Genomic DNA, 24,434 nt, shown 5'->3' with positions numbered 1-24,434 from the left:
TGTCCCTCACGGCAGCAGTGCGTCCAGGTCGGGCGTCTTCTTGAAGAGGCCGTCCTCCTCGCCGAGCTTCATCAGGGCCTCGATGGACGAACGGTTCGCCTCGGCCGGCCACTTGGGGAGGGTCACCTGTTCCAGCACGTTCTCGGGGATCTTGGTGTACGTCGTGACGATCTGCCGGGCCTCGTCCGGGTGGGCCTCGGCGTACGCGAGGGACTCGGCGGTGGCGGTCTGGAACTTCTTGACCACGTCCGGGTTCTGCTGCGCGTACTGCGTCGAGGTGAAGTACATCGCGACGGTGAGCTCGGGCGCGATGTCGATCAACGGCGAGGCGATCTCCCGGCCGCCCTGGCTGCGGATGGTGGCGGTCGCCGGCTCGACCACGCACGCGGCGTCGATCTGGCCCTGGTCGAGAGCAGCGGGCATCTGGTCGAAAGCCATCTCGACGAGGTGCACCTTGTCCGGGTCGCCGCCGTCCTTGCGCACCGCCTGGCGGACCGCGGTCTCGTTGATGTTCTTCAGGGTGTTGATGGCGACCTTCTTGCCCTCCAGCTGCTTCGGCGACTTGACGGGGCTGTCCTTCTTCACCATGAGGCCGTTGAAGTCCTTGCCCCGCACGCCGGTCGAGGCGATGCCGTTGGCGACGGCCTTCACGGGAACGCCGTTGGTCTGTGCCACCATCAGGGACGTCACATTGCTGAACCCGAACTGGAACTGGCCGCTCGCCACACCCGGCACGATCGCCGCGCCGCCCTGTGCGGTGGTGAACTCCAGCTTCAGGCCCTGCTTCTCGAAGAAGCCCTTCTTCTGGCCGAGATACAGCGGCGCGACATCGACGATCGGGATGAGCCCGAGCTTCACGGTGGTGATCCCGCCGGACGACGCGCCCGCGTCCGGTGAACCGCCGTCGGACGAGCCACAGGCCGTCGCGACGAACAGCAGGGCGCCGGCGGTGAGACCGGCGGACAGACGACGCATGGCTCCTCCTGTACAGACAACGGTGCAACGGTGTTCCGACAGGTTGTGCGCAAGGCGCACAGTAGTGCGCGTACTTGCTCAGCGGGAAGGTAGAAGCCTCAAACGGATCAGGTCAATTGGGTTCGCCGACAACATTGTTGACACTTCTGGAGGTGGCGATGTCCGCCGAAGCCCGCACACCGCACTTCGTGAAGTCCTTCGAGCGCGGCCTCGCGGTCATTCGCTCCTTCGACGCGGACCATCCCGCGCGCACGCTCAGCGAGGTCGCGCACACCTGCGACCTGACCCGCGCCGCCGCCCGCCGGCTGCTGCTGACCCTCGCGGACCTCGGCTACGTCCACCAGGACGGCCGCCTCTTCCGCCTTACCCCGCGGGTGCTGGAACTCGGTTACTCCTACCTCTCCAGCGTCACCCTGCCGCAGATCGCCGAGCCGCATCTGGAGCAACTCGTCGACCGTGTAAGGGAGTCGTCGTCGTTGTGCGTGCTGGACGGCGAGGACATCGTGTACGTGGCGCGGGTGCCGACCCGGCGCATCATGGCGGCGTCGATCACCGTGGGCACCCGCTTCCCGGCGTACGTCACCTCGGTGGGCCGGGTCATCCTCGCGCACCTCACGGACGAGGAGATCGAGGCGCGGCTCACCCGCGCGGACCTGCGCCCGCTGACCGCCCGCACGATCGTCTCGCCGGACGCCCTGCGCGCCGAACTGCACCGGGTGCGCCGGCAGGGATACGCCGTCGTCGACCAGGAACTGGAGGAAGGGCTCCGGTCGGTGGCCGCCCCGGTACGGGAGCGGGACGGCGAGGTGGTGGCCGGCGTGAACATCGCGGTGCACGCCGGCCGCACCTCGGTGGACTCGATCCGCGCGGACCTGCTGCCGCATCTCCTCGCGGCGGTGGCCCGGATCGAGGCCGACCTCAGCATCACAGGTCCAGCACGAGCCGCTTCCCACGGCACCGGGACACACAGATCATCATCGTCTCGCCGCTCTCCTGCTCCTCGGCCGTGAGCACGGAGTCCCGATGGTCCGGGGTGCCGTCGAGGACATCGGTCTCGCAGGTCCCGCAGGTGCCCTCGGTGCAGGAGAACAGCACCTCGACACCTGCGGCGCGTACGGCGTCGAGCACGGAGACGTCCGCGGGCACGGTGAGCGTATGGCCACTCCGCGCGAGCTCGACCTCGAACTCCGTGTTCTCGCCCGCCTGTTGCTCCTTGGCCTGGAACCGCTCCATGTGCAGGACCCCGCCGGGGCACCGCTCCTCGACCGCGTCCAGCAGCGGCCCGGGACCGCAGCAATAGACGAGGGTGCCCGCGGGGACGTCGTCGAGCACCGCACCCAGGTCCAGCAGCCCGCACTCGTCCTGCGGCGCGACGGTCACCCGGTCGCCGTAGGAGGCCAACTCCCCGGTGAACGCCATGGACTGACGGGTACGGCCGCCGTACAGCAGCGTCCACTCGGCGCCCGCCGCCTCGGCCGCGGCCAGCATCGGCAGGATCGGTGTGATGCCGATGCCGCCCGCGATGAAGCGGTACCGGGCTGCGGACTCCAGCCGGAAGTGATTGCGAGGCCCGCGCACCCGCACCTTGTCGCCGCGGCCCAACTGCTCGTGCACATGGGCGGATCCACCCCGACCGTCCGGCTCCCGCAGCACCGCGATCCGCCAGACGTCCCGATCCGCCGGATCGCCGCACAGCGAGTACTGCCGCTCCAGCTCCGGACCGAGGACGACATCGATGTGCGCGCCCGGCTCCCACGCCGGGAGCTCCTCGCCCAGAGGATGGCGCAGGGTGAGGGCGAGCACGCCGTCGGCCGCGAACTCCCGGCGGTCGACCACGAGTTCGACTTCGTACACGGTTACGGTCATGAGGTGTTTCCCTGCGGCTGGTGTCCCTGGGGGTGGGCGAGCATCCACTCCCACATCTCCACCGGGTCCTTGGCGGTGTGCTCGCGGCCGCAGTGACAGGTGCCGTGCAGGATGTCGGTGCCCGGCAGCCAGTCGATGCGGTAGATCTCGCCGGTGGGGCTCGCGCTCACAGGACCTTCTCCACGGGCTTGTCGCCCTCCTCGACCAGCCGGGCGAGGATCCGGCGGGCGGCCAGGCCGCCGGTGTCGATGTTGATGCTCAGCTCCTGGTAGCCGGTGCGCTCGGTGCCGAGGGTCTTCTGCAGCAGGTTGAGGGCGGTGACGTCCTGCATCACGACCGTGTGGTTGTTGCCCCGCAGGAACTCGGTGACCTCGGCGTCGTCCGTCGCCCAGTCCCGGGAGACCGCCCAGAAGTCGTAGACCTTGCCGTCGCCGGACGGGGTGATGGCGTACGTGATCTCGGTGTGGAAGCCGTTCGGGTCGCTGCCGTCCGCCTCGGGCAGCACACCGACGGGGGCGATCCGGCTGTGCAGCAGGTAGAGGCAGGGCGCGTGGTACTCGATGTCCTGCCAGCGGGTGATCCGGCCCTCGATGCCGGTCGACCTGGCGTAGAACGGCGGGCACTCCGCGTCGTCCATGTGCCGGCTCACCCGGACGATGCCGGCCCCCTCGTCGACCTCCGTGGTGATCGGCGTCTCGGCGACCTCGGGGGTGCCGATGTAGCCGCCGTGCAGGTAGGTCTCGTGGGACAGGTCCAGGAGGTTGTCGACGAGGAGGCCGTAGTCGCAGTCGATGGGCTCCATGCCGCGCACGGTGACCCAGCCGGGGGAGTCCAGGTGCCTGGCCCGCGGGATGCCCTGCGGGTCGGCGAGCGCCGGGTCGCCGATCCACACCCAGATCAGGGAGTCCTGCTCGACGACGGGGTACGAGGCGACGCGCGCCGTCCGCGGGACGCGTTTCTGCCCCGGCACGTACACGCACGCGCCGGTCGTGTCGTACGTGAACCCGTGGTACCCGCACACGATCCGGTCCCCGTCGAGGCGGGTCGGCGCCTCCGACAGCGGGTAGCGGCGGTGCACACACCGGTCGTGCAGGACGACCGGCGTCCCCTCCTCCTCCGTGCGGTACAGGACGAGGGTCTCACCGAGGATCGTCCGTCCGAGCAATTCCCGCCCGACCTCATGGCTGTAGGCGGCGACGTACCACTGGTTCCTGGCGAAGGCGGTGGTGTGAGGCATGGGCTTCCCGTCCCTGTCGGCGGGGCGTCGTCGCCCCGCGTGCCGTGGTTGGGTTCAGGGTCCTGACGGCTGGGGTGGCCGCGCAAGGCGGCTTCTGCCAGGCGGAAGTGTCTCTGTAAACGAGCTGGTCAGGGCCTTGTCGGGTGCCTTGCTCATCACTGGCAGGGGCTGCGGAGCACCGCCGCTGGGTGGTTCGCTCCTGAGGCGGCCGCGCATGGATTTGGCGACCACGTCTGATCGTAGTGATGCCGAGATTGTCCGGAAGTGGGACTTACGTTGGTGAACGCACCTTTTTCTTGCCCGTTCTTGAGTGGTACACCGGCAGAATTTGCATTCTTGCAGTTCAAGACTGGTCAACGCTGCCGCAAGGGCGTGCCGGGTCGAATCCGGGTCGAATCGGCCCGCCTTGGCGCACCTGGCTGGGTTATCGCAGGTCAGGAAGGTGGCAGACGGAATCAATCCGCGTGGGGAGAGGTGGACGGCTGCCTGGCACAGCTGTTGGTGTCTCGCCCCTGTTGGCGGCGGAAATGCGAAGTTCCCTGCAGGAGGTCTGATCGTCTCCCCGCTCGCGGACACGAGATCTCCCCACTGACGGACGCGTGATCGTTCAGGTGTCTTGATCACCCGGCTTGTGCTCTTGGCCGGGTGAGGACCGAGGAGGAGATCATTGGAGTCGATCACCGCACAGGGAAGCGGTGTTCAGGTTGATCAGGTAATACAGAGGGCTATCAGGGGTGCCTGTGGGTGGCGGGCGGTGGGAGGCAGGTGGCGGCGATGTTGGTCCGGCCGTCTGGGTGGAACACGCTGATCGCGAGTCGCGCAGGGTGGCCATGGCGCGGGGCAGGCCGCCGCTGCGGATCCTTGAGGCGTCCTCGGTGAATGTGGTGTCGCGGACATGCTGGTTCTCGATCTTCCAGTGGCCGCGGATCCATCTTGCAAACCAGACGCGATCAGTCTGCGCGCCGCCGGTGTATGCCGAAGGCCCTGCTGCCTCGGGCAGGGCGGGGGCGTGGGGGTGTGAGTCTGGCGGTCCATACCTTCTGGGGCTGGTGGCTGAGCCCGGCTGGTTATGCAGGTGTGTCCATCCTCGGCGGCGGACGGCTCCAGCCCATGACGGCTCGTGGGCAAGAAGACTTGGCCGTGCCGCGATGAGCGCGTGCGGCTGGCGTAGGACGCTGTGGGTTCGGTCGGGAGGCAGCCTTTCGACGTGGCGCGCAGGGAGTGGCGGTGGACCTACCTTCGTGCGCGTGATCCCCCGGTTTTGCTAACCGGGGATCGCGTGCTACATGCGAGGTGGCAACGACGCTCAACTGCGATGCGGGCGCACGTGTGGCGCGTTGAGGACCGCCGTGCGAACAGCCGCCGGGCACAGCGTGCGCGCGACGCACAGCCCGCTCACTTGTTGCTCTCCGGTTGCTCTCATGCTCGTGCCACAGCATGAACGGCATGATCGCCCCCCATACTTCGAGCACCCCCACCCCCGCTTCCGCCCGCCGCGCGGTCCGCAAGGCCGTCGTGCCGGCCGCCGGGCTCGGGACCCGGTTCCTGCCCGCCACGAAGGCGACACCGAAGGAGATGCTGCCGGTCGTGGACAAGCCGGCCATCCAGTACGTCGTCGAGGAGGCCGCCTCGGCCGGGCTGGACGACGTGCTGATGATCACCGGCCGGCACAAGCGGGCCATCGAGGACCACTTCGACCACGCCTTCGAGCTGGAGCAGGCACTCGCGGCCAAGGGTGACACCGTGCGGCTGGACGCCGTACGCGACCCGGCCCGCCTCGCCAACATCCACCACATCCGCCAGGGCGAGCCGCTCGGCCTCGGGCACGCCGTGCTGTGCGCCCGCCGCCACATCGGCGACCAGCCGTTCGCCGTCCTCCTCGGCGACGACCTGATCGACCCGCGCGAGACCCTGCTCAGCCGGATGCTGGACGTCCGCGAGCGGCACGGCGGCAGCGTGGTCGCCCTGATGGAAGTACCGCCGGAGCAGGTGCATCTCTACGGCTGCGCGGCCGTGGAGCCGACCGGGGACGAGGACGTCGTCCGGGTCACGGGCCTGGTGGAGAAGCCGTCGCGGCGGGACGCGCCGAGCACGTACGCGGTGATCGGCCGCTATGTCCTCGACCCTGCCGTGTTCGACACCCTGGAGCGCACCCCGCCCGGCCGGGGCGGCGAGATCCAGCTCACCGACGCCCTCCAGGACCTGGCCGCGGGCGGCACGGTGCACGGTGTCGTCTTCGACGGGCTGCGCTTCGACACCGGTGACAAGGCCGACTATCTGCGCACGGTGGTCCGGCTGGCCTGCGACCGGGACGACCTCGGGCCCGAATTCATCAGCTGGCTCAAGGAGTTCGTGGCGGGCCTCGAAGGCCGTGGCGAGCAGGGCACCCGGCGGCGGTCCGTCGCCTGAGCCGACGACAACGGCACCTCATCGGTCCCCTGCCGGGGCGCCCGACGGTTTCGTCGGGCGCCCCGGATTCATTTGCGCGTCAACTCCGGTGCCACGTCGGTCTCCACCGCGGTGTCGTCGGCGCTCGAAGCCGCCGCCGCGTCGTGGTCGTCGCCGCCCGCCAGCTTCTTCTCCGGGAGGAGGAAGGCGAGTACGAGGCCGAGGGCGAACAGCGGGACCAAGTAGCGGAACACCGGGGTCAGGGCCTGTTGGTAGGCGAGGGCGACGGTGTCCTGGACCCGGTCCGGTAGGGCCTGGACGAGGGCCGGGGTCAGCGAGTCGGTGGAGCCCAGCACCTTGGCGTCGGCGGCCGAGAGCCGGACGCTGAGCTGGTCGGTGAGGCGGTGGGTGAACACGGCGCCGACCGCGGCCGTGCCCAGGGTGGCGCCGATCTCGCGGAAGAAGTTGTTGGCCGAGGTGGCCGTGCCGACGTCGCTCGCCGGGAAGGCGTTCTGCACGGCCAGGACGAGGTTCTGCATGATCAGGCCGACGCCCGCGCCCAGCAGGAACAGGTATCCGCAGATCACCACGATCGAGGTGCCGGTGTCCAGGGTGGACATCAGAAGCACGGCGACACCGACGACGGCGGTGCCGAGGATCGGGTAGATCTTGTAGCGGCCGGTCCGGCTGATCAGCTGGCCAGACGGGAGGGCGGTGCCCATGATGCCGACGACCATGGGGATGAGCAGCAGTCCGGACTCGGTCGCGCTCGTGCCGTACACCATCTGCAGATAGGTCGGCATGTAGCCGATGACGGCGAACATCCCGATGCCGATCACGACCATGCCGAGCAGGGTGGCGACGTTGAAGATCCGGCTGCGGAACAGCCGCAGCGGGATGATCGGCTCGGCGGCGCGGCTCTGGGAGAGGAAGAACAGGGCCCAGGCGACGACGGCGCCGGCGGCGAGGCCGAGGACGAGCGGGTCGGTCCAGGCGTAGTCGGTGCCGCCCCAGTCGGCGACGAGCACGGTGCAGGTGACGGCGGCGGCCATGAGGGCGATGCCGAGGTAGTCGACGGCGACCTTGACACTGCGGCGGGGCAGACGCAGCGCGAACGCGGCGACGCCGAGGGCGAGCGCGCCCAGCGGGAGGTTGATCCAGAAGGCCCAGCGCCAGCCGATGCCGTCGGTGAACCAGCCGCCGAGCAGCGGTCCGGCGACGGAGGACAGGCCGAACACGGCGCCCATCGGCGCCATGTACTTGGCGCGCTGCCGTGGCGGTACGAGGTCGGCGATGATGGCCTGCGAGGTGATCATCAGGCCTCCGCCGCCGAGGCCCTGTACGGCGCGGCCGATGATCAGCCATGTCATGTCCTGCGCCAGGCCGGCGGTCACGGACCCGGCGACGAAGACGGCGATGGCGCCGAGGAAGAGCGCCTTGCGGCCCATCAGGTCGCCGAGGCGGCCGTAGACGGGCATGGCGATGGTGGCCGCGAGGACGTACGCGGTGGTCACCCAGGCCATGTGGTTCACGCCGTGCAGTTCGCCGACGATGGTCGGCAGGGCGGTGCTGACGATGGTCTGGTCGAGGGACGCGAGCAGCATCGCGGTCATGAGGCCGGCGAATATGAGGCCGAAGTGGCGCGGTGTGCCGGCGGCGCTCTGCTCCTCCGGCTCCGCCGCTGTGGGCTGGTCACTCACGAAGACTCCTGAAATAGGGGGAGTTGGCGGGCCGCCCCGGACGCGGCCGGGGTCGGGATGTCAGGCGGCCAGCAGGCCGCGCAGGAGTTCCACGGAGCGCTCGACGTACGGAACCGGTGAGTCGTCCTCGTCGGTCGGCGGCTCGTCGCGAGTCCAGCGCTCCAGGCCGTTGCGTATGGCGGCCAGCGCGAGCGCGGCGATCAGGCTCGGCACCTCGTCGTCGGGCCGCTCCCCCAGCCGCTCGGCCACCGCATCGGCGATGGACCGCTGGAAGCCGTCGAAGCGGGCCAGCATGGCGGCCAGGACAGCGGGATAGCTGTGGGCGAGCTCGAAGATGCCGCGCATCTCCTCGCGCTCGGGCGGGTTCTCCGTCAGGTCCCTCACGAGCAGCCGGGTCAGGTCCGCGAGCACGTCCTGGGGCGGCGCGGCGCCGGCCGCGACGAACTCCTCGGCCAGGGCCGGGGGCAACTGTGCGGGTCCGAGCAGGACGGCGTCCTCCTTGCTCGGGAAGTAGTTGAAGAACGTGCGCGGCGAGACGCCGACCTCCGCGCTGATCATGTCGACGGTGATCTTGTCGAAGCCGTGCTCACGCGCCAGTCGTAGCGCTGCGGCGTGGATGTCGCGCCGCGTCTCCCTGCGCCTGCGGTCGCGCAGGCCTTCGCCGGTGGAACTCATGGAGCAATTCTTGCATGATCTGCAAAGTTTTCAGGCCATGCAATGAACGAGAGTACTTCGAACTGCGGGGAATCGCCCCGCTGCCCGGCCGTGACCACGACGGACAAGGGCTTTTGCCCTTGCTCGACCGCGAGGTGGATCTTGCTGGTCAGTCCGCCGCGGGATCGTCCGAGCGCGTGGTCGGCCGGCTCGACGAAGACGCCGCCGGGCGGTTCCTTCTGGAGGTCCCCCTTTTCGCCGCTCCGGCGGCGTGCTGATGGGCCCGGCAGACGGTGGAGTCGACGTTCACCTCCCAGGTGATCAGGCCCTTGGCGTCCGCTTCGGCCTGCAGCTGGGTGAGGATCCTCGCCCAGGTCCCGTCCCGCTGCCAGCGCCGGAACAGGTCGTAGACCCGGTCCCACGGCCCATAGCGTTCCGGCACGTCGCGCCAGGGAGCGCCGGTCCGGGTCCGCCACCGTATGCCGTCCATGAGCTGCCGCCGCGTCCACACCTGCGGACGGCCCGGCTTGATGCCCAGCGGCAACAACGGCTCCAGGCGGGCCCACTGGCCGTTTGTCAGATAACCACGTCCCACAGGGCGTGATCATCAACGAACAAGATCCACTTTCGCAACAGGCCCTAGCGGGCTGTGCCCCAGACTCCTGCGGATCGTCGATGCCGAGAGAGTGGGTGTCGGCGAGGCTGGGGACGGGGTGCTCGTTGGCCAGGCAGCGTTCCAGTTCGCGGCAGGCAGGACGCGGTCGCTGCCCAAACCAGACGGTGGAATCACCGCACCCCACTTCCGGTGACGGCCGGGCAGGCACCAGGCGCCGCGCACGCTCGATGACCTGGGCTGTTATCCCTGTGGTTTCCGTGTTGACGCTATGGCTCGGAGTCGTTGCCTTCCGCCGTGGTCAGTCGCTGACAGAACTCGCTGGGGGCAGGCGAGTTTGGTCAGCACGGGGCCGACTCGGGTGAGTTCCCGCAGAAAGAAAGGTGGTGGCTTTGCCTCCATCGGCAGATCCGAGCGGCACCGAGGAACTCGACGTGGCCGAGATATTCGGCGACCCGCGCCGACTGGGCCAGATCCTGGAGAACCTGCTGCGCAACGCCCGCATCCACACCCAGCTGGGCACCCGTGTCCACGCGCGGGTGGGCACGACAGAGCCCGGACCCAGAACCGGCGGCACCGACCGGCCGGGACGTACCTCGGCCTCGCCATCGCCGCGGCCATCGCCCAGAGCCACGGCGGCCGCCTCGAACTCGACGCAGTCCCGGGCGAGGGCTGCACCTTCCGCCTGGTCCTTCCCGCAGCCGACTTCGGGCAGGGCCGTTGATGAGTCGGTGTCTTCGGGTGCCAGAGGTGATGCGCGGTGCTCGCGCTGGTACGGGCGCCCGACGGTCCGACAGACTGTCGACTGTGCCGTGATACTGAAAAACTGTGTGCCAGGCGCACGCTCGAGCCCTGGCACGGCTTGCCGCGCCCCCCCGCCCGGACGGAGCAGGACCAGGGGTCAGCCCGCGACGACGGCCATCCGCTCGCTGATCTCCTGCGCGGTGGCCAGGACCTTCTGAGCGATCTCCGTCTCCGCCTCCGGGTAGACCCGGGAGGCGAGGGCGGCCACGCTGACCGCCGCGACCACCCGCTTGTTCTCGTCTCGGATCGGGGCGGCGATGCCGACCACGTCGGGATCCAGTTCGCCCCGGGTGACGGAGTAGCCGATGCGGCGGATCCGGCCGAGTCGTTCCATCAGGGCGTCGACGTCGGTGAGGGTGGCCGAGGTGAAGCGGCGCAGTTCGGCGCTCTGCAGCAGCCCGCGGGCTTCGTCGTCCGGGCTCCAGGCCAGCAGGACGAGGGCGGAGGCGCCGGCGTTGATCGGCAGGGCGCTGCCGCGCTCGTACGAGATCCGCACCGCGCGGGTGCTTTCCGCGCGGTCCACGCAGACCACCAGGTCACCGGTGCGCCGGGTCAGCAGCACGGTTTCGTGCACCTCCTCGGCGAGCGATTCCATCGACGGCACCGCGACCTCGGAGAGACCGTAGCTGCGGCGGGCCAGTCGGGCGATCTCCAACACTCGTAGGCCGAGCCGGAAGCCGCCGCCCGGGGCTTCTTCGAGGAAACGCCCGGCAACCAGACTCTGGAGGTAGCGGTACGCGGTGGAGCGCGCCACGCCGAGCCGCTCGGCCACGGCGGCTCCGGAGACGACGAGATGGACGTCGTCGAACATGGTCAGGATGTCCAGTGCCCGGTCGGCCGTGGAGTTGCGCTCGCGGTAGCTGGGAGACATGTTTCCTGACATACGAGAACTCTAGTGGGTGGGCGTGGGCCGGTGGAGACCCTGCGGTGCCGCATGGTCGCCGGTTGTCCTGTGGTCATGGTTCACAGCTGTTCCTTGATGACGGTGTTGCGGAGTTCCCCGATGCCTTCCACCGTGGTGATCAGTTCCTGTCCGGGGCGAAGGAACACCTTCGGATCGCGACCGGCGCCCACGCCGCCCGGGGTGCCGGTGAGGATCAGGTCGCCGGGCAGGAGCGTGATGATGGTGCTGATGTACGCGACGGTCTCGGCCACGTCGAAGAGCAGGTCCGCGGTGTTGGACTTCTGCATGGTGTGCCCGTCGACGCTGCAGGAGATGTCCAACCCCGAGGCACCGGGCGGGAGTTCGTCGGGGGTGACGAGCGCGGGCCCGACCGGGGTGGTGGCCTCGAAGGTCTTGCCGGAGAGGAACTCACGGGTACGGTGCTGCCAGTCCCGCACGGTGACGTCGTTGGCGACCGTGTAGCCGGCGACATACTCCAGGGCCTTCTCACGCGGTACGTGGCGGCCAGGGCGTCCGACGACGACTGCCAACTCGGCTTCCCAGTCGAGATCGTCGCTGACCGGCGGCGTGTGGATGTCGTCGTGGGCGCCGATCAGGGAGCCGTCGTATTTCGCAAAGAGGGTGGGATGGGCGGGGGTGGGGCGGCCCATCTCCTTGATGTGCGTGGCGTAGTTGAGACCCAGGCAGACGATCTTGTTCGGGTGGGGGACCAGTGGGGCGAGTGACGACTCGGCCAGGGGCAGGCGCTCGCCGTCGGCGGAGGCCGCACGCTCGTGCCAGTCGTCGCCGGTTGCGAGCAGCGCGCCCACGTCGGCGTAGGGGAGCAGGACGAGTTCGTCGCCTTCCTGCCGGGCGGCGGAGGTCATGCGGTCGTCGGCGATACGGACGGTGCTCAGTCTCATCGGGGTACTCCTGGGGAGTCGTACGGGATCTCGGGGGCGAGATCGGAGGTGGCGGTGGCGGTGCCCGTGGTGGGGCGGGGGCGTGCGAAGCGCCGCAGCGTCACGCCGACGTACTGGGCCCGATCGGGGGCGAATACGGCGGCCACGAACCGGTCAGGACGTACGAGGACGAAGGATCCGGTCAGCCCGGCGAGGAGGGCGTCGAGCCGGCCGTCGGCGTCGGCGATCCCCGTTCGGCCGGCCCGGTCACGCGGTGTGCGGTCGTCCAGGAAGACATGCACGGCGGTGGCCTCGGGGAGGCCGGCCCGGACGACGGTTGCCCAGTCGGTGTCGCTTACACCGATCCCCAGCAGGCTCCAGCCCTGTCCGAGGATGTCGTCGAGCCGTGCGGGGCGGTGGTGTGGTCCGTGCAGCACCCGTGGCTGCGGCAGCATCGTGCCGACGAGTTCACCGCCCGCGCGATCCGTCGGGAGGACGGCCCCCACCCGTATCCGGGTGTCGGGGCGGTAGCGCATCTCGGTGAGGTAGCGACGGGCCGGCGGGATGTGCGTCGCCGTGCGCACCAGCGCGTCGCGCAGCAGGGCACGCGGGCGGCTGGTGGTCATGACGATCCGGCCGAGGCGCACGGAGAGGTCGATCACGGCGCGGGCGTGCGGGCGCCGCTCGCTGTCGTAGGTGTCGAGCAGCGCGTCACCGGCCCGGCCCGCCAACACCTCGGAGATCTTCCAGCACAGGTTGGCCGCGTCCCGCACCCCTGAGTTGAGGCCCTGGCCGGCGAACGGCGGCATCATGTGCGCGGCGTCGCCGAGCAGGAAGCAGCGGCCCTCGCGCAGCCGGTCGGCCAGCAACGCGTGGAAGCTGTAGGCGACCGCGCGCTCGATCTGGTCGGGCGTGATCTCCCGGTGGGGCCGCAGGAGTTCGCGCACGAGGGCGAACGGGGGAGAGGTACCGGCCTCGCACTCGCCCGGCTTGAGGCGGAACTCGTAGCGGCAACGCCCGTCCTGGCCCGGGACGATGACGACGGGTCGGTCGGGGTCGCCGTGGTGCATGCCGTAACGCTGGTCGTGCGTGTCCTCAAGGGTGTCGGCCACCAGCCACACGTCAGGGAAGCTGCGTCCCCGCATGGGCACGGACAGCAGGTCGCGCACGGTGCTGCGGCCGCCGTCGCAGCCGAGGACGTAAGGAACGTCCAACTCCTCGACCGGCCCGTCCTCGCCACCTGTTCGCAGGGACACGCGCACCCGGTCGGGGTGCTGGGCGAGGGCGGTCAGCCGGGTGCCGAAACGGACGTCGACACCGGGCAGGCGGCGCAGCTGCGTACACAGCACCCGCTCCAGGTCGGGCTGGGCGAAGGGGTTCTTGAACGGATGCCCGTAGCGCTGGTCGCCGGTGCCGCGAGCGTGGAAGAGCGTTCGTCCGCCGATGCCGAAGTACTTCGTTCCGGTGCCCGGCACCAGGATCGGGTAGACGGCCTCGTCGAGGCCGCCGGCCGACTGCAGAGTGCGCAGGGACTCGTCGTCGAGGCTGATCGCCTTGGCGGCGTCGCTGGTCGTGGCGTTGCGTTCCACCAGCAGCACCCGTACGCCCCGGGAGCCCAGCAGGTGGGCGGCCGTCAGCCCGGTCGGGCCTGCGCCGACGACCAGGACCGACGGCGGCGCGGATGTCGTAGGCACGGCAGTTACTGGACCGGCTGGTAGGCCGGTCCGCCCTCGGTCAGCAGCCGCTCGACCTCGGCCATGATCTCCTCGGGGGGCAGGTCCAGATCGAGGCTCTTGCGGAACGGCTGGCGCACGTCACGCTCCAGGCGGAGGTAGACCTCGTTGCGGTTGCCCTCGGGATCGAAGAAGTAGATCCCGATCGCGTTGCCGTGGGTGACCTCCTGCTGGACCTCGATGCCCTCGGCGCGGAACCGGTGGTGGAAGTCGATGATCGACTCCAGTGAGTCCACCCGCCAAGACACCTGGTGCGTGAGCTTGCTTCCGGCCGGGGCGGTCCGGCCCTCCTGGAGCACGAACTCGTGGTGCTCCTCGTCCGGGCGGGACGAGAAGAACACGATGCGCCGCTCCTCGTCCTCATCGGTCACCGTCAGCCCCAGGACCCGGCTGTAGAAGTCGCGCATCTTTTCGAGGTCGTCGACCCAGAAGCCGGTGTGCCCGAGCCCAGTGATGCTCATACTGTCTCCAATATCAGGACTGAGTAACTGATTTATAGGACGCTAGCGGTCGGATCTCCGGTCGTCAATCGCAAAATTCCGCCTTCATGCCCCTTGACTGGCGACAAGTCCATAGTGCACGGTCCTGCTAAATGAAACCCAAGTCCGGGTTTTCGAGACATGGTGTCCGGTGCGTCGCTCAGTCAACGGCGTCCACGGAGCACCGCCGGAGGCATCCCTCATGACCGATCCCGCTGCCGAGAGCCCCGCTCCCTCTCCGAACACGCCCGCTCCGCTGGGCCGCGCCACGCTGGTGGCGGCCTGCTTCGCCATCTGCGTGGCTCAGATCGGCATTCCCCTGGCCTCGCCGCTCATCGGTGAGATACAGCAGGACCTCGGGGTGTCGGCCGCCGCCCTGGCCTGGATCCCGGCTGCGTTCATCCTCCCGACGGCCATCCTGGAGCTGAACTTCGGCGTCCTCGGCGACCTGTTCGGACGAAAGCGCCTGCTGGTCCTCGGCGGGCTGCTGATCACGGCCGGCTGCCTGGTCGTCGCCACCGCGGGCTCGATGACCCAGCTGATCGCCGGCCAGGCGGTGGCCGGCCTGGGTGCCGCGGCGATCTTCCCCTCCTCGCTGGCCGTGATCGTCGCGGGTACCCGGGAGCCCGTCGCCCGCGCCAGGGCCCTGTCGTACTGGGCACTCAGCCTCGCCTTCGGTGCCATGATCGCCCCGCTGATCAGCGGCTTCATCGCCGAACACGCCCACTGGGGCTGGGCCTTCGTTCCGCTCGCGGTGCTCGGCCTGGTCACCTCCGCCGTCAGCGGTCGCTGGGTCGTCGACTCCCGCCAGGCCACCGCCGACCGCGGCCTCGACCGGCCCGGCCAGCTCACCATCGCCGTGTCCCTGCTGGCGCTGCTCTACGCCGTCATCGAGGGCGCGAGCGACGGCTACTCCGAGCCCCACATCGTGCTCGCCTTCGTCCTCGCCGCCGCCTCCTTCACGGCGTTCTTCGCCGTGGAGCGCAGATCACGGGCGCCGATGCTGCGCCTGGACCTGTTCCGCACCCCCGCCTTCGCCGCGGCCGCCGCCATCGGACTGCTCGCCCTGTTCGGCTTCATCGGCACGGCCTATGCGCTCAGCATCAAGTTGGAGGCAGTCCACCACGTCTCCCCGTTCCAGGCCGCTCTGCCCTTCGCGCTCGTTCAGGCGGTCCCGCTGCTGCTCACCCCGTTCCTGCCGAAACTGCTGCAGCACGTGCACCCCCGCACCCTGCTGGTCGGCGGGCTGCTGTCGCTCGCCGCCGGAGAGTTCTGGATGGCACTGCTGCCGGGCGACGCGACGGGCCTCGCGTCCATGACCGGACCGATCCTGCTGATGGGAGTCGGCTTCATCACGATGTTCTCGTCGCTGACGGCCGTCGCGGTCGGCACGGTCGACATCCGGTACGCCGGCATGGCCAGCGCGGTCACCAGCCTCGTCCGAGAGACCGGGCAGGCCCTCGGCCCCGCGGTCGTCGGCGCCGTCGCACTCGGCACGGCGAGCAGCGGCCTGGCCGACAAGCTCGCCTCCTCCGGCCTTCCGCCACAGGCCCTGGGCGTGGCCGAGGCCGTCAACACCGAAGGAGGCGCACTCGCAGTCGCCAACGCCGACCTCGGCAGCCTGTCGGGCACCGTGGCCCCGCTCGCCCGCGAGGCCCTCGAATCGGGCCTTGACCTCAGCATGTACGTCTGCGCCGGCGCCGCCCTGGCAGGCGCGGTGATCGCCGCTCTCGCCCTGCGGCACAGCGGAGCCGCTGATGCCATGGCCGTCGGCACGTCCGCCCAGGAGGCGGCCACCGCACCGGCCGGCGCCCCGAACTCCGTCAAGCCGCTCCCCAGCGCCTGACCATCAGCCCCGAGGGCACAGCCGTGACAACCCCTGACATGGAACGGGACACCATGACTCTTCTGGACAGCAGCACCTGGGAAGGCCGCATCTTCTCCGGCTCGGGTGAGTGGGTCAGCGGCACCGGCGAGGAGTACGACGCCGTCGAGCCCGCCACCGGCAAGACGTTGGGCCGCGTCGGCTCCGCCACGCCCGCCGACGTGGACAGGGCGGTGGAGCGGGCGGTGCGGGCCCAGCGGGAGTGGGCCGCGCGGCCGTATTCCGACCGTGCCGCTGTCTTGCGCCGCGCCGCGCGTCTCTTCGAGGAGCATCAGCAGGAGATCGAGACCTGGCTGGTACGGGAGTCTGGTGCGACTCGGCCGTTCGCCGCTCTGCAGGTCAGCAGCGGTGGTGCGGAGGAGTGCTTCGAGGCCGCCGCCCTGGCCGGGGCGCCCTACGGTGAGCTGCTGCGTTCCGGGCAGCAGCGGCTGTCCTTCTCCCGCCGCACCCCCGTCGGGGTCGTCGGCGTCATCGCCCCGTTCAACGTGCCGATCATCCTGGCCATGCGGGCCGTGGCCCCGGCGCTCGCCCTCGGCAACGCGGTCGTCCTCAAGCCGGACCCCCGCACCGCGATCAGCGGCGGTGCCGTCTTCGCCCGTGTCTTCGAAGAGGCGGGCCTGCCTGCCGGTCTGCTGCATGTCCTGCCCGGCGGGGCGGACGTCGGGGCAGCCGTCGTGGAGCATCCGCAGGTTCCTGTCATCGCGTTCACGGGTTCCACTCGGGCCGGGCGCGCCATCGGTATCGCCGCGGCCCGGCACCTCAAGCGGGTCCACCTGGAACTGGGCGGGAACTCCGCGCTCGTCGTGATGGACGACGTCGACCTGGAGCAGGCTGCCTCGGTGGGCGCCTGGGGGTCCTTCGTCCACGCCGGCCAGATCTGCATGGCCAGCAGCCGTCACCTCGTCCACGCCTCGGTCGCCGACGACTACACCGCCCTGCTCGCCCAGCACGCCGACGCGCTCAGGGTGGGCGACCCGGCCACCGAGGACGTCGCCGTCGGACCGCTCATCGACAGCGGTCAGCGCGACAACGTCCACCGCATCGTCACGGACACGGTCGAGGCCGGCGCCCGGCTCGCCGCGGGTGGCACCTACGAGGGCCTGTTCTACCGGCCCACCGTGCTCTCCGGCGTACCGCTCACCGCGCCCGCGTACGCCGAGGAGATCTTCGGCCCCGTCGCGCCCGTCGTCCCCTTCCGGGACCTGGACGAGGCGGCGGGGCTCGCCGCCGGCACCGAGTACGGACTGTCCCTCGGCATCCTCACCCGGGACGTCGCGAAGGGCCTCGCCCTGGCGGACCGCGTGCCCACCGGACTGGTGCACATCAACGACCAGACGGTCAACGACGAACCGAACATCCCCTTCGGCGGCGTCGGCGACTCCGGCACCGGCGCCCGTCACGGCGGCGCCATCGCCAACCTCGAGGCCTTCACTGAACAGCAGTGGGTCACCGTACGCGGCGAACTCCCGCGCTACCCGTTCTGACCGCCCCGACACACCAACCCGCACGGAGAGCCCCATGCCCGCGAACCCGATGCCCGCGAACCCCATGACCGTCGTTCCCCGTGGGACCGGAGAGCGCCCCGCCCCCGCCGGCGCCGGAGCCGACTGGCACACCGGCAACAGGTTCCTCAACGGCCCCTTCGCGCCCTGGACGGAGGAGAACGAGGCGTACGACCTGGAGGTGGACGGCGAGATACCGTCCGACCTCGCGGGTGCGCTGTTCCGCGTCTCCTCCAATCCCCGTTTCCAGCCCCGCAACACCGACCGCTACCACTGGTGGGAGGGCGACGGCATGGTGTGCGGTGTCTACCTGCGCGAGGGCAAAGCCGCCTACCGCACCCGCTGGGTCCAGACCGACTCGATGAGGGTCGAGGTGGAGGCCGGGGAGGCGATCTACAGCGGCTTTGTCAACGGCGGCACCCCGGGCCGGCTGCCCGAGGGCGCCCCGCGCGCGAAGAACGTGGCCAACATCAACGCCGGCCTCTTCGACGACCATCTGCTCGTCTACTTCGACGGCGGACTGCCGCACGCGCTGGACCCCGAGACGCTGCGCACCCTCGGCACGTACGACTTCCACGGCGGCGTCGATGTCCTGTGCACCGGCCACTACAAGACCGACCCGGACACCGGCGACATGCTGTTCTTCGCCGCGGTCGGACCCACCATCACCTGGTACCGCGCCGACGTGAAGACGGCCGAGATCAAGGACTCGCACTCCTTCGACATCGGCGTGCCGGTCCTCATGCACGACTTCGCGGTGAGCGACACCTACGCGATCTTCTTTGTCACGCCCGCCCAGTTCCGCCTCGACCTGGTGGCCCAGAGCAGGCCCGGCGTCGTCTGGGACGAGAACTCCCTTGAACACGGCGTCCAGATCGTCCTGATGAACCGCCACACCCATGAGATCACCTGGCACGAGCTCGGCGGCCACTGGGCCAACACCCACTTCTACAACGCCTACGAGCAGGACGATGAGCTGATCGTCGACGGGCACCGGATCAGCCGCCTCGGCAGCCCGGTCGACCGTCTCTCCACGCCCGTGGGCTCCCACGAGTGGTTCCCGCCGGCCCTGCCCTACCGCTGGCGCGTCGACCTGGCGACCGGACGGGCCACGGAGGAGATGATCAGCGGCGTCTTCGGCGAGTTCCCGAAGATCAACGACGCCTACACGGGTCGGCCGCACCGCTACGGCTACTTCGTCACCACGCGCAGCCTGGCCGACGACACCATGTCCGACGGCCTCGCCCGTCACGACTACCTTCTCGACCGCACCACCGTCGTTGAAGGACCCGACGGCCTGACCAGCCCGAGCGAACCGGTCTTCGTGGCACGTGAGAACGCCCGCGGCGAGGACGACGGCTACCTGCTCTCGCTCTGGTGGAACCGCGCCACCGACCTGAGCGAGCTCCTCGTCCATGACGCGGCCGACCTGCGCCGCACCCCGCTGGCCCGGGTCAAGCTTCCCAGCCGGGTGCCGTTCGGCTTCCACGGAAGCTGGGCCGACCACCACGTTCTGGACCGTGCCATCGCAGCGAAAGGCGACGACAGGTAGCGGCGTGGCTCCGGATCCGGTCCTCGGTTCCGCTGCGACGCCGCCTGATCGTCGTCACCCGCTACACGCTCGTCCGAGGGGGTGACGTGGCGGCGGACGTCCGGTCCGGTGTCGCTCGCGTCGTTCCTCGCCGGCACCAGCGTCGCCGTGACGTTCGCGCTCACCTACGCCACCGCCGTCTCGGGCTACTCCCGTTGTCTGCCGAGCGACGCGTCAGGCCGGGCGGTCTTCTGGTGGACGGCGGCCGGGGTGTTCCTGTCGTCCACCTTCTGCTGCGCCGTCGGTGTGCTGCTCGCGGCCAAGTTCGCCGCCGCGGACGTCTTCCAGAGCGCCAGTGCCGCGCTCGGCGGTGGCGCGCTCGCCACTGTCGTCCTGGTGGTGACCTCGCTGGGGCTGGTTGTGACGAACATGCTCAACCTCTACGGCGGGATGCTGAACCTGATCACGGGCCTGTCGACCTTCGTCAAGATCTCGAACTCGTTCCGGACCCGTGCGCGATGATGCTGCCGACCCTCGTCATCGGTCTGGGCCTGGCCGTCACGGCCTCACAGGACTTCACCGGCAATCTGACAGCGTTCCTGTCGTTCATGCTCCTGCTGCTCATTTCCTGGGGTGCGGTGAACCTCGTGGACTTCTACCTCGTCCAGCACGGAGAGTGCGACGTCCAGGGCATGTACATCCGCAGCGGAAAGTACTGGCGCGACCCGGCCATGTGGACCCACAACGGGGTCGACCTCAAGGTCCTCACTGCCTTCGTGATCGGCGTGGTGTCCGGCATTCCGGCCATGAGCAACGCGTGGTACGTCGGGCCCGTCGCGCGACACTTCTCCAACGCCGACCTGTCCTGGATTCCCGGCATGGTGGTCACCTCGGTCGTCTGCCTGACGCTTGTCCGCGTCAGCCGCGGCGCCCGTGGAGAGTCGTTCACGGCAGTCGCGGGCCGGCAGCAGAAATCCCCCCTGCGACCAGAACTCCCAGCTCTGGTGCCAAAGGCTGACCTGCGTTTCGGCCCGCCGGAGTCGAGCTTGGGTGGTCCACCGGGCATCGCCGACCACCTTCGCCGGCGGTCGAATCCGCCTCAGGCGCGGTCAGGCAACAAGGGGCTCGAGCAGTGCGGCAACGCCGTCGACGATCCGAGCTTCTGGACAACCCGTCACGGTGGCCGCACACCGACCGAGTAGCTGCACACTCAGGCTCCGACCGCTGTGAAGCGGACGACCGTCGTGCTGAGCCTCGCCCACCGGTACGGCTTGCTCACCGACCCCACCTATGCGGGCTTCCTGCGTGACTGGACCGCGGAAAACGAACGTCGGCCTGCGGCGGCTGCCACAGGCCAGGTCCTCTACGGCGCCAGCAGTACACAGAGTGCTCAAGGCCACGGAGAGCGCCCTGCGCCGTGACTACGAGACGCGCAGGAACGACCTCCGTCAGGCGGAGGAAGCAGGAGACCCTCTGAGCACCCCACCCTTCGCACGAGTCCGCACCCAGGTACGCCAGATGTACCTGGAGGACCGCTAGGAGGACCTGGTGGGCCGTGCGGTCCGCTCTGCCTGGGGCGACGTCGAGGACGCCGTACGGGACGCGATTCCTGTCGGCCGAAAGTTGCTCCGCGTCCGAGTCGCGATGAGCGCGTGGAGCCGAGCAGACCGCACTGCACGGCAAGCGCGTCGAAGCAAAGCCGATCACTTTCCCCTTCGCGGTCCGCACCGACAAGAGCTGTCTCGGACCGTGAGGACGCCGCGTCAACGCGAGCAGTTCATCTCCTGGCCATCTTAAGTGCACCTGTAATTACCCCGCAATTCTCAGCTGCTTCTCACATCCCACCGGTTTCGTGTCCTGCGTCGCCCGATCGGGCCGTACGACGAAGGAGGCGCATGGTGGCACTACCGGTGACCACGTGGCGGAAATCCGAGAGCCGGGAGGAGGAGCAGCCCCCGGCAGAGGAACAGCCGTTGCACGTGGCCAGCAGGCTGCACTCGTTCAACCGGTTCGAACTCAAGTACCTCGTACCGGCCGAGGAGGCGGCCGAGATCCGGGACGAGCTGGCCGAGCGGATGGACCGCGATCTGAACAGCCCGGTCGGCGGGTACGGCGTGTGGAGCCTGTACTACGACACCCCGCAGCTGCGGTTCTACTGGGAGAAGATCGAGGGCCTGAAGTTCCGGCGAAAGCTGCGCATCCGCCACTACGGCAACCTGGACGGGGTCACCGACGAGGCCCCTGTGTGCGTGGAGATCAAGCAGCGCGTCAACCGGGTCACACAGAAGCGCCGCATCACCCTTCCGTACGGCGTCGCCCGCCGACTGTGCGACGGCCGGGAGATGGTGGAGCACTCCGCGAAGGAGAGCGCCTTCATCCAGGAGGTGCTCGAACTCGTCGTACGGCTGAATCTCCAACCCACCGCGATCACCGGCTACCAGCGCGAGGCCCTGGTCGGCCGAGACGCGGACACCGGACTGCGGGTGACCTTCGACCGGCGCATCCGTGGCCGGGACCGGGACTTCCACTTCGGGACACCGACCCCCGAGAACCGGTTCACCATCCCGCCGCACCTGTCGGTGATGGAGATCAAGGTCAACGAGCGCACGCCGTACTGGATCACGGACCTCGCGGCGCGTCGGAACCTCAACCTGATCCGGGTCTCCAAGTACGTGCAGTCCATCGAGGCGTTCGGCCTGGCACCCCGGTCCGTGTTCCACATCCACGAGGCGGACCACCAGCCGCCGCACGCGTATTCGGCGCACGAAGCGCCCTTGAAAGCAGGAGCACAGTGAACTTCGATCTGCAGGAACTCAGCGGTACGTTCAGCGTTACCGACGTCGTCGTCGCCATGGCGCTGTCGTTCATTCTGAGCACGTTGATCGGCCACGTGTACCGGTACACGCACCGCAACGTCTCCTACAGCCAGTCCTACGTCCAGACGCTCATCATCGTCGGGATGGTTGTCGCCCTGATCATGCTGGTGGTTGGATCGAACCTGGCCCGGGCCTTCTCGTTGGTCGGCGCGTTGTCGGTGATCCGGTTCCGGAATGCCATCAAGGAGACCAGGGACGTCGGCTTCGTCTTCCTGGCCATGGCCATCGGCATGGCCTGCGGTGCCCGCTTCTACACCCTCGCCGCCGTCGCGGCCGTAGTGATCTCCGTGGTCGTCGTCGTGATGTTCAAGTTCAACTGGTTCGCCTTGAGCGTCCAGCGCCAGGTCGTCAAGGTCCAGGTCCCCGCGGGCGAGGACTACACCTCGGCCATCCGTGACGTCCTCATCCGGTACACCACGGAGTTCGAGCTTGTGAGCACCGAGACGATCCGCGGCGGCGCGCTGACCGAGGTGTTCTACACGGTGCGCATGAAGAAGGGCACCGAGCCCGGCGACCTGGTGGCCGCACTGCAGGAGCGGACATCGGGCCAGCGGGTGACCGTGCTGACCGGTTACGACTCGACCGACCTGTGATGGCCGGCGGCAGCGAGGCGGCCCCCACGGCCGCTGTGCGCAGGCCGCGGCGGATGCGGGACCGGCTCCCCGTACGGCTGCGGCACCACTGGAAGCCGGCCGGCGCCCTCTGCGCGGGACTGGTGGTGATGGTCTACTTCTTCGGCGACGCCCGAGTCTCGCCGTACGTCACCTCCTCCTCCCGCGTGGAGGCGGACGCCATCACGCAGAACGTCGAGGGCACGGTCGACCTGTACGACACCTCGGTCTCCCACTCCATCCAACTGGAGTACGACCAGACCGACTTCACCAAGATGATGAAGGAGTTCCGCGAGGACGGGACCAAGGACTACATCGAGGCCGACCTCACCATCGACGGGGTCTACCTCGAGGACGTTGGAATCCGCCTCAAGGGCAACTCCACACTGTCGTCCCTGCGCGGAAGCGGCCAGGGCAGGCCCGGTGGCGGCCGGACCATGCCCGAAGGCGCCGAGCAGGGCGCCCCGGAGGCGCAGAAGGACGGCGCAACCGGGGGCCGGGACCGCGGCCAGGCCAATGGCCGCGGTCCCGGCGGGGCCGGTGGCATCGGGGGCGGGATCACGCAGTACAACCTGTCCGAGAAGAAGCCCGAGGAACTGCCCTGGCTCATCAAGATCGACGAGTTCATCGAGGGCCGCGCCTATCAGGGCGAGCGTGAGATCTCGCTGCGCCCCGGAAGCAACGGCCAGGTTCCGGTGAACGAGGCCCTCGCGCTGAGCCTGACGGACACCACCGGTCAGAAGAATGAGCGGTACGCCTTCACGTCGGTACAGGTCAACACCCGCCCGGTCGCCACCCGGTTGATGGTCGAGAGCCCGGACACGGACTACGCGGAGTCCGTCGCTGACGGGAACGGCGTGCTCTACAAGGCGCGGGCCGGCGGCAGCTTCGAGTACAAGGGCGACGACCCGACCGACTACGAGGAGTCGTTCGAGCAGCTCAACAAGGTGGGCAGTCAGGACCTGGAGCCGGTCATGAAGCTCATCAAGTGGGCAAACGAGGCGTCGGACGAGGAGTTCGAGAAGGAACTCGACCAGTACGTGGACGTCGAGTCCCTGGCGACGTACCTCGCCGCGCAGAACCTGCTCATGAACTTCGACGACATGGCCGGACCCGGCAAGAACTATCTGCTGTGGTACGACCTGGACACCAAGAAGTTCTCGGTCCTGGGATGGGACTACAACTTCACCTTCACCGGCGATGCGACCTCGGGCCCGGACGACGACACGGGCATGGGCGGTGCCTTCGGTGGTGGCGCTGGAGGTGCCACTGGGCAGAGCAGCCAGGGCAGCCAGGGCACAGGTGGCCAAGCCGCGCAGAACATGCCCTCCGGGATGCCGTCAGGAATGCCCGAAGGAATGCCCGAAGGAATGCCTTCGGGGATGCCCGAGAATCTGCCGGAAGGCATGCCGTCCGAAATGCCTTCCGGTCTGCCGGGCGGTCAGAACGGCCAAGGCGGTCAGGGCGGTGAGGGCGAAGGCGGTGGGTTCGCCGGCATGATCGGCCACCCGCTGAAGGAGCGCTTCCTGGACTCGGACACCTTCGATCCCGTCTACAAGAAGGCGTACAAGGAGCTGTACCAGAAGTTCTACGGCTCCGGGACCGCCCGGAAGGCGCTGAACGCCATCGCCGAACAGGCGGGGAAGGCCGGTGCCGACGGCAAGGAGCTGGACTCCGCCGTCGAGAAGCTGCGAAAGACGGTCACCGAGCGTACCGCGGCGCTGGCCAAGAACAAGGAGGTGACCGGCTGATCACCGGTGCCCGGACGGCAGTCCCCCGTGGGGCGCCGTCCGGG

General features: G+C 69.2%; 22 protein-coding genes. 11 read left to right on the top strand and 11 right to left on the bottom strand.

Annotation, left to right across the window (positions count from 1 at the left end):
- Positions 1-6: 6 nt before the first annotated feature.
- Complete coding sequence (locus IF78_RS0112765) at positions 7-975, bottom strand: ABC transporter substrate-binding protein (protein ID WP_031480842.1); 969 nt, start codon at positions 973-975, stop codon at positions 7-9.
- 158 nt (positions 976-1,133) lie between these two features.
- Between IF78_RS0112765 and IF78_RS0112760 the strand changes: the two genes are divergently transcribed.
- Positions 1,134-1,985: an IclR family transcriptional regulator domain-containing protein gene (locus IF78_RS0112760; protein ID WP_031480844.1), complete on the top strand. Its 852-nt coding sequence runs from the start codon at positions 1,134-1,136 to the stop codon at positions 1,983-1,985.
- Here the strand turns inward: IF78_RS0112760 and IF78_RS0112755 are convergent.
- Genes IF78_RS0112755 through IF78_RS0112745 form a run of 3 tightly spaced genes read right to left on the bottom strand, consistent with a single transcriptional unit; the run spans position 1,900 to position 4,078 of the window.
- Positions 1,900-2,841: a PDR/VanB family oxidoreductase gene (locus tag IF78_RS0112755; RefSeq protein ID WP_031480846.1), complete on the bottom strand. Its 942-nt coding sequence runs from the start codon at positions 2,839-2,841 to the stop codon at positions 1,900-1,902. The two genes, IF78_RS0112760 and IF78_RS0112755, sit on opposite strands and share 86 nt — an antisense overlap.
- Positions 2,838-3,011 (bottom strand): hypothetical protein, encoded by a 174-nt coding sequence (locus tag IF78_RS48865; RefSeq protein WP_167348312.1) that lies wholly within the window; start codon positions 3,009-3,011, stop codon positions 2,838-2,840. Before IF78_RS48865 ends, IF78_RS0112755 begins: the two co-directional genes overlap by 4 nt.
- Positions 3,008-4,078, bottom strand: a complete 1,071-nt coding sequence (locus IF78_RS0112745) for an aromatic ring-hydroxylating oxygenase subunit alpha (protein ID WP_031480848.1) — start codon at positions 4,076-4,078, stop codon at positions 3,008-3,010. Before IF78_RS0112745 ends, IF78_RS48865 begins: the two co-directional genes overlap by 4 nt.
- Positions 4,079-5,524: 1,446 nt before the next feature.
- On the opposite strand from IF78_RS0112745, the gene galU reads away from it, so the two are divergent.
- Positions 5,525-6,487, top strand: coding sequence for a UTP--glucose-1-phosphate uridylyltransferase GalU (gene galU, locus IF78_RS0112740; RefSeq protein ID WP_031498265.1), 963 nt, complete (start codon positions 5,525-5,527; stop codon positions 6,485-6,487).
- 68 nt (positions 6,488-6,555) lie between these two features.
- Here the strand turns inward: galU and IF78_RS0112735 are convergent, their stop codons facing one another.
- From IF78_RS0112735 to IF78_RS0112725, 3 genes are all read right to left on the bottom strand, one after another.
- Complete coding sequence (locus IF78_RS0112735; RefSeq protein WP_051827756.1) at positions 6,556-8,166, bottom strand: MDR family MFS transporter; 1,611 nt, start codon at positions 8,164-8,166, stop codon at positions 6,556-6,558.
- A 60-nt stretch (positions 8,167-8,226) separates the two neighbouring features.
- Complete coding sequence (locus IF78_RS0112730) at positions 8,227-8,841, bottom strand: acyl-CoA-like ligand-binding transcription factor (protein ID WP_031480854.1); 615 nt, start codon at positions 8,839-8,841, stop codon at positions 8,227-8,229.
- 148 nt (positions 8,842-8,989) lie between these two features.
- Positions 8,990-9,415, bottom strand: a complete 426-nt coding sequence (locus tag IF78_RS0112725) for an IS5 family transposase (protein ID WP_031480856.1) — start codon at positions 9,413-9,415, stop codon at positions 8,990-8,992.
- Positions 9,416-9,704: 289 nt separating this feature from the next.
- On the opposite strand from IF78_RS0112725, the gene IF78_RS49655 reads away from it, so the two are divergent.
- Positions 9,705-10,157 (top strand): ATP-binding protein, encoded by a 453-nt coding sequence (locus IF78_RS49655; RefSeq protein WP_425314613.1) that lies wholly within the window; start codon positions 9,705-9,707, stop codon positions 10,155-10,157.
- Between the two features lie 177 nt (positions 10,158-10,334).
- Here the strand turns inward: IF78_RS49655 and IF78_RS0112720 are convergent, their stop codons facing one another.
- From IF78_RS0112720 to IF78_RS0112705, 4 genes are all read right to left on the bottom strand, one after another.
- The gene (locus IF78_RS0112720; RefSeq protein WP_031480858.1) at positions 10,335-11,120 is read right to left on the bottom strand and encodes an IclR family transcriptional regulator; all 786 of its coding nucleotides are present in this window, start codon (positions 11,118-11,120) and stop codon (positions 10,335-10,337) included.
- A gap of 80 nt (positions 11,121-11,200) precedes the next feature.
- Positions 11,201-12,043 (bottom strand): fumarylacetoacetate hydrolase family protein, encoded by an 843-nt coding sequence (locus tag IF78_RS0112715; RefSeq protein WP_031480860.1) that lies wholly within the window; start codon positions 12,041-12,043, stop codon positions 11,201-11,203.
- A complete protein-coding gene (locus tag IF78_RS0112710) occupies positions 12,040-13,716 on the bottom strand; it encodes a bifunctional 3-(3-hydroxy-phenyl)propionate/3-hydroxycinnamic acid hydroxylase (protein WP_031480862.1) in 1,677 nt (558 codons plus the stop codon). The genes IF78_RS0112715 and IF78_RS0112710 overlap by 4 nt, the downstream gene beginning before the upstream one ends.
- Positions 13,717-13,721: 5 nt before the next feature.
- Complete coding sequence (locus IF78_RS0112705) at positions 13,722-14,216, bottom strand: VOC family protein (protein WP_031480864.1); 495 nt, start codon at positions 14,214-14,216, stop codon at positions 13,722-13,724.
- Positions 14,217-14,436: 220 nt separating this feature from the next.
- Between IF78_RS0112705 and IF78_RS0112700 the strand changes: the two genes are divergently transcribed.
- From IF78_RS0112700 to IF78_RS0112660, 8 genes are all read left to right on the top strand, one after another.
- The gene (locus IF78_RS0112700; protein ID WP_031498260.1) at positions 14,437-16,080 is read left to right on the top strand and encodes an MFS transporter; all 1,644 of its coding nucleotides are present in this window, start codon (positions 14,437-14,439) and stop codon (positions 16,078-16,080) included.
- 53 nt (positions 16,081-16,133) lie between these two features.
- Positions 16,134-17,603, top strand: a complete 1,470-nt coding sequence (locus IF78_RS0112695) for a benzaldehyde dehydrogenase (protein WP_031480868.1) — start codon at positions 16,134-16,136, stop codon at positions 17,601-17,603.
- A 34-nt stretch (positions 17,604-17,637) separates the two neighbouring features.
- Positions 17,638-19,173, top strand: a complete 1,536-nt coding sequence (locus IF78_RS0112690; RefSeq protein WP_234439799.1) for a carotenoid oxygenase family protein — start codon at positions 17,638-17,640, stop codon at positions 19,171-19,173.
- A 108-nt stretch (positions 19,174-19,281) separates the two neighbouring features.
- Positions 19,282-19,674 (top strand): purine-cytosine permease family protein, encoded by a 393-nt coding sequence (locus IF78_RS0112685; RefSeq protein ID WP_031480872.1) that lies wholly within the window; start codon positions 19,282-19,284, stop codon positions 19,672-19,674.
- On the top strand, positions 19,671-20,354 hold the full coding sequence (locus tag IF78_RS0112680) for a cytosine permease (protein WP_031480874.1): 684 nt from the start codon (positions 19,671-19,673) through the stop codon (positions 20,352-20,354). The genes IF78_RS0112685 and IF78_RS0112680 overlap by 4 nt, the downstream gene beginning before the upstream one ends.
- Before the next feature lie 777 nt (positions 20,355-21,131).
- A complete protein-coding gene (locus tag IF78_RS0112670; protein ID WP_031480876.1) occupies positions 21,132-21,947 on the top strand; it encodes a polyphosphate polymerase domain-containing protein in 816 nt (271 codons plus the stop codon).
- A complete protein-coding gene (locus tag IF78_RS0112665; RefSeq protein ID WP_031480877.1) occupies positions 21,944-22,621 on the top strand; it encodes a DUF4956 domain-containing protein in 678 nt (225 codons plus the stop codon). The genes IF78_RS0112670 and IF78_RS0112665 overlap by 4 nt, the downstream gene beginning before the upstream one ends.
- A complete protein-coding gene (locus IF78_RS0112660; RefSeq protein WP_031480879.1) occupies positions 22,621-24,390 on the top strand; it encodes a CotH kinase family protein in 1,770 nt (589 codons plus the stop codon). Before IF78_RS0112665 ends, IF78_RS0112660 begins: the two co-directional genes overlap by 1 nt.
- The last annotated feature ends 44 nt before the right edge of the window (positions 24,391-24,434 follow it).

The organism is Streptomyces bicolor, assembly GCF_000719285.1.
Classification (GTDB): Bacteria; Actinomycetota; Actinomycetes; order Streptomycetales; family Streptomycetaceae; genus Streptomyces; species Streptomyces bicolor.
The sequence above is the reverse complement of the archived record's forward strand: the minus strand, read 5'-3'. Positions and strand labels throughout refer to the sequence as shown.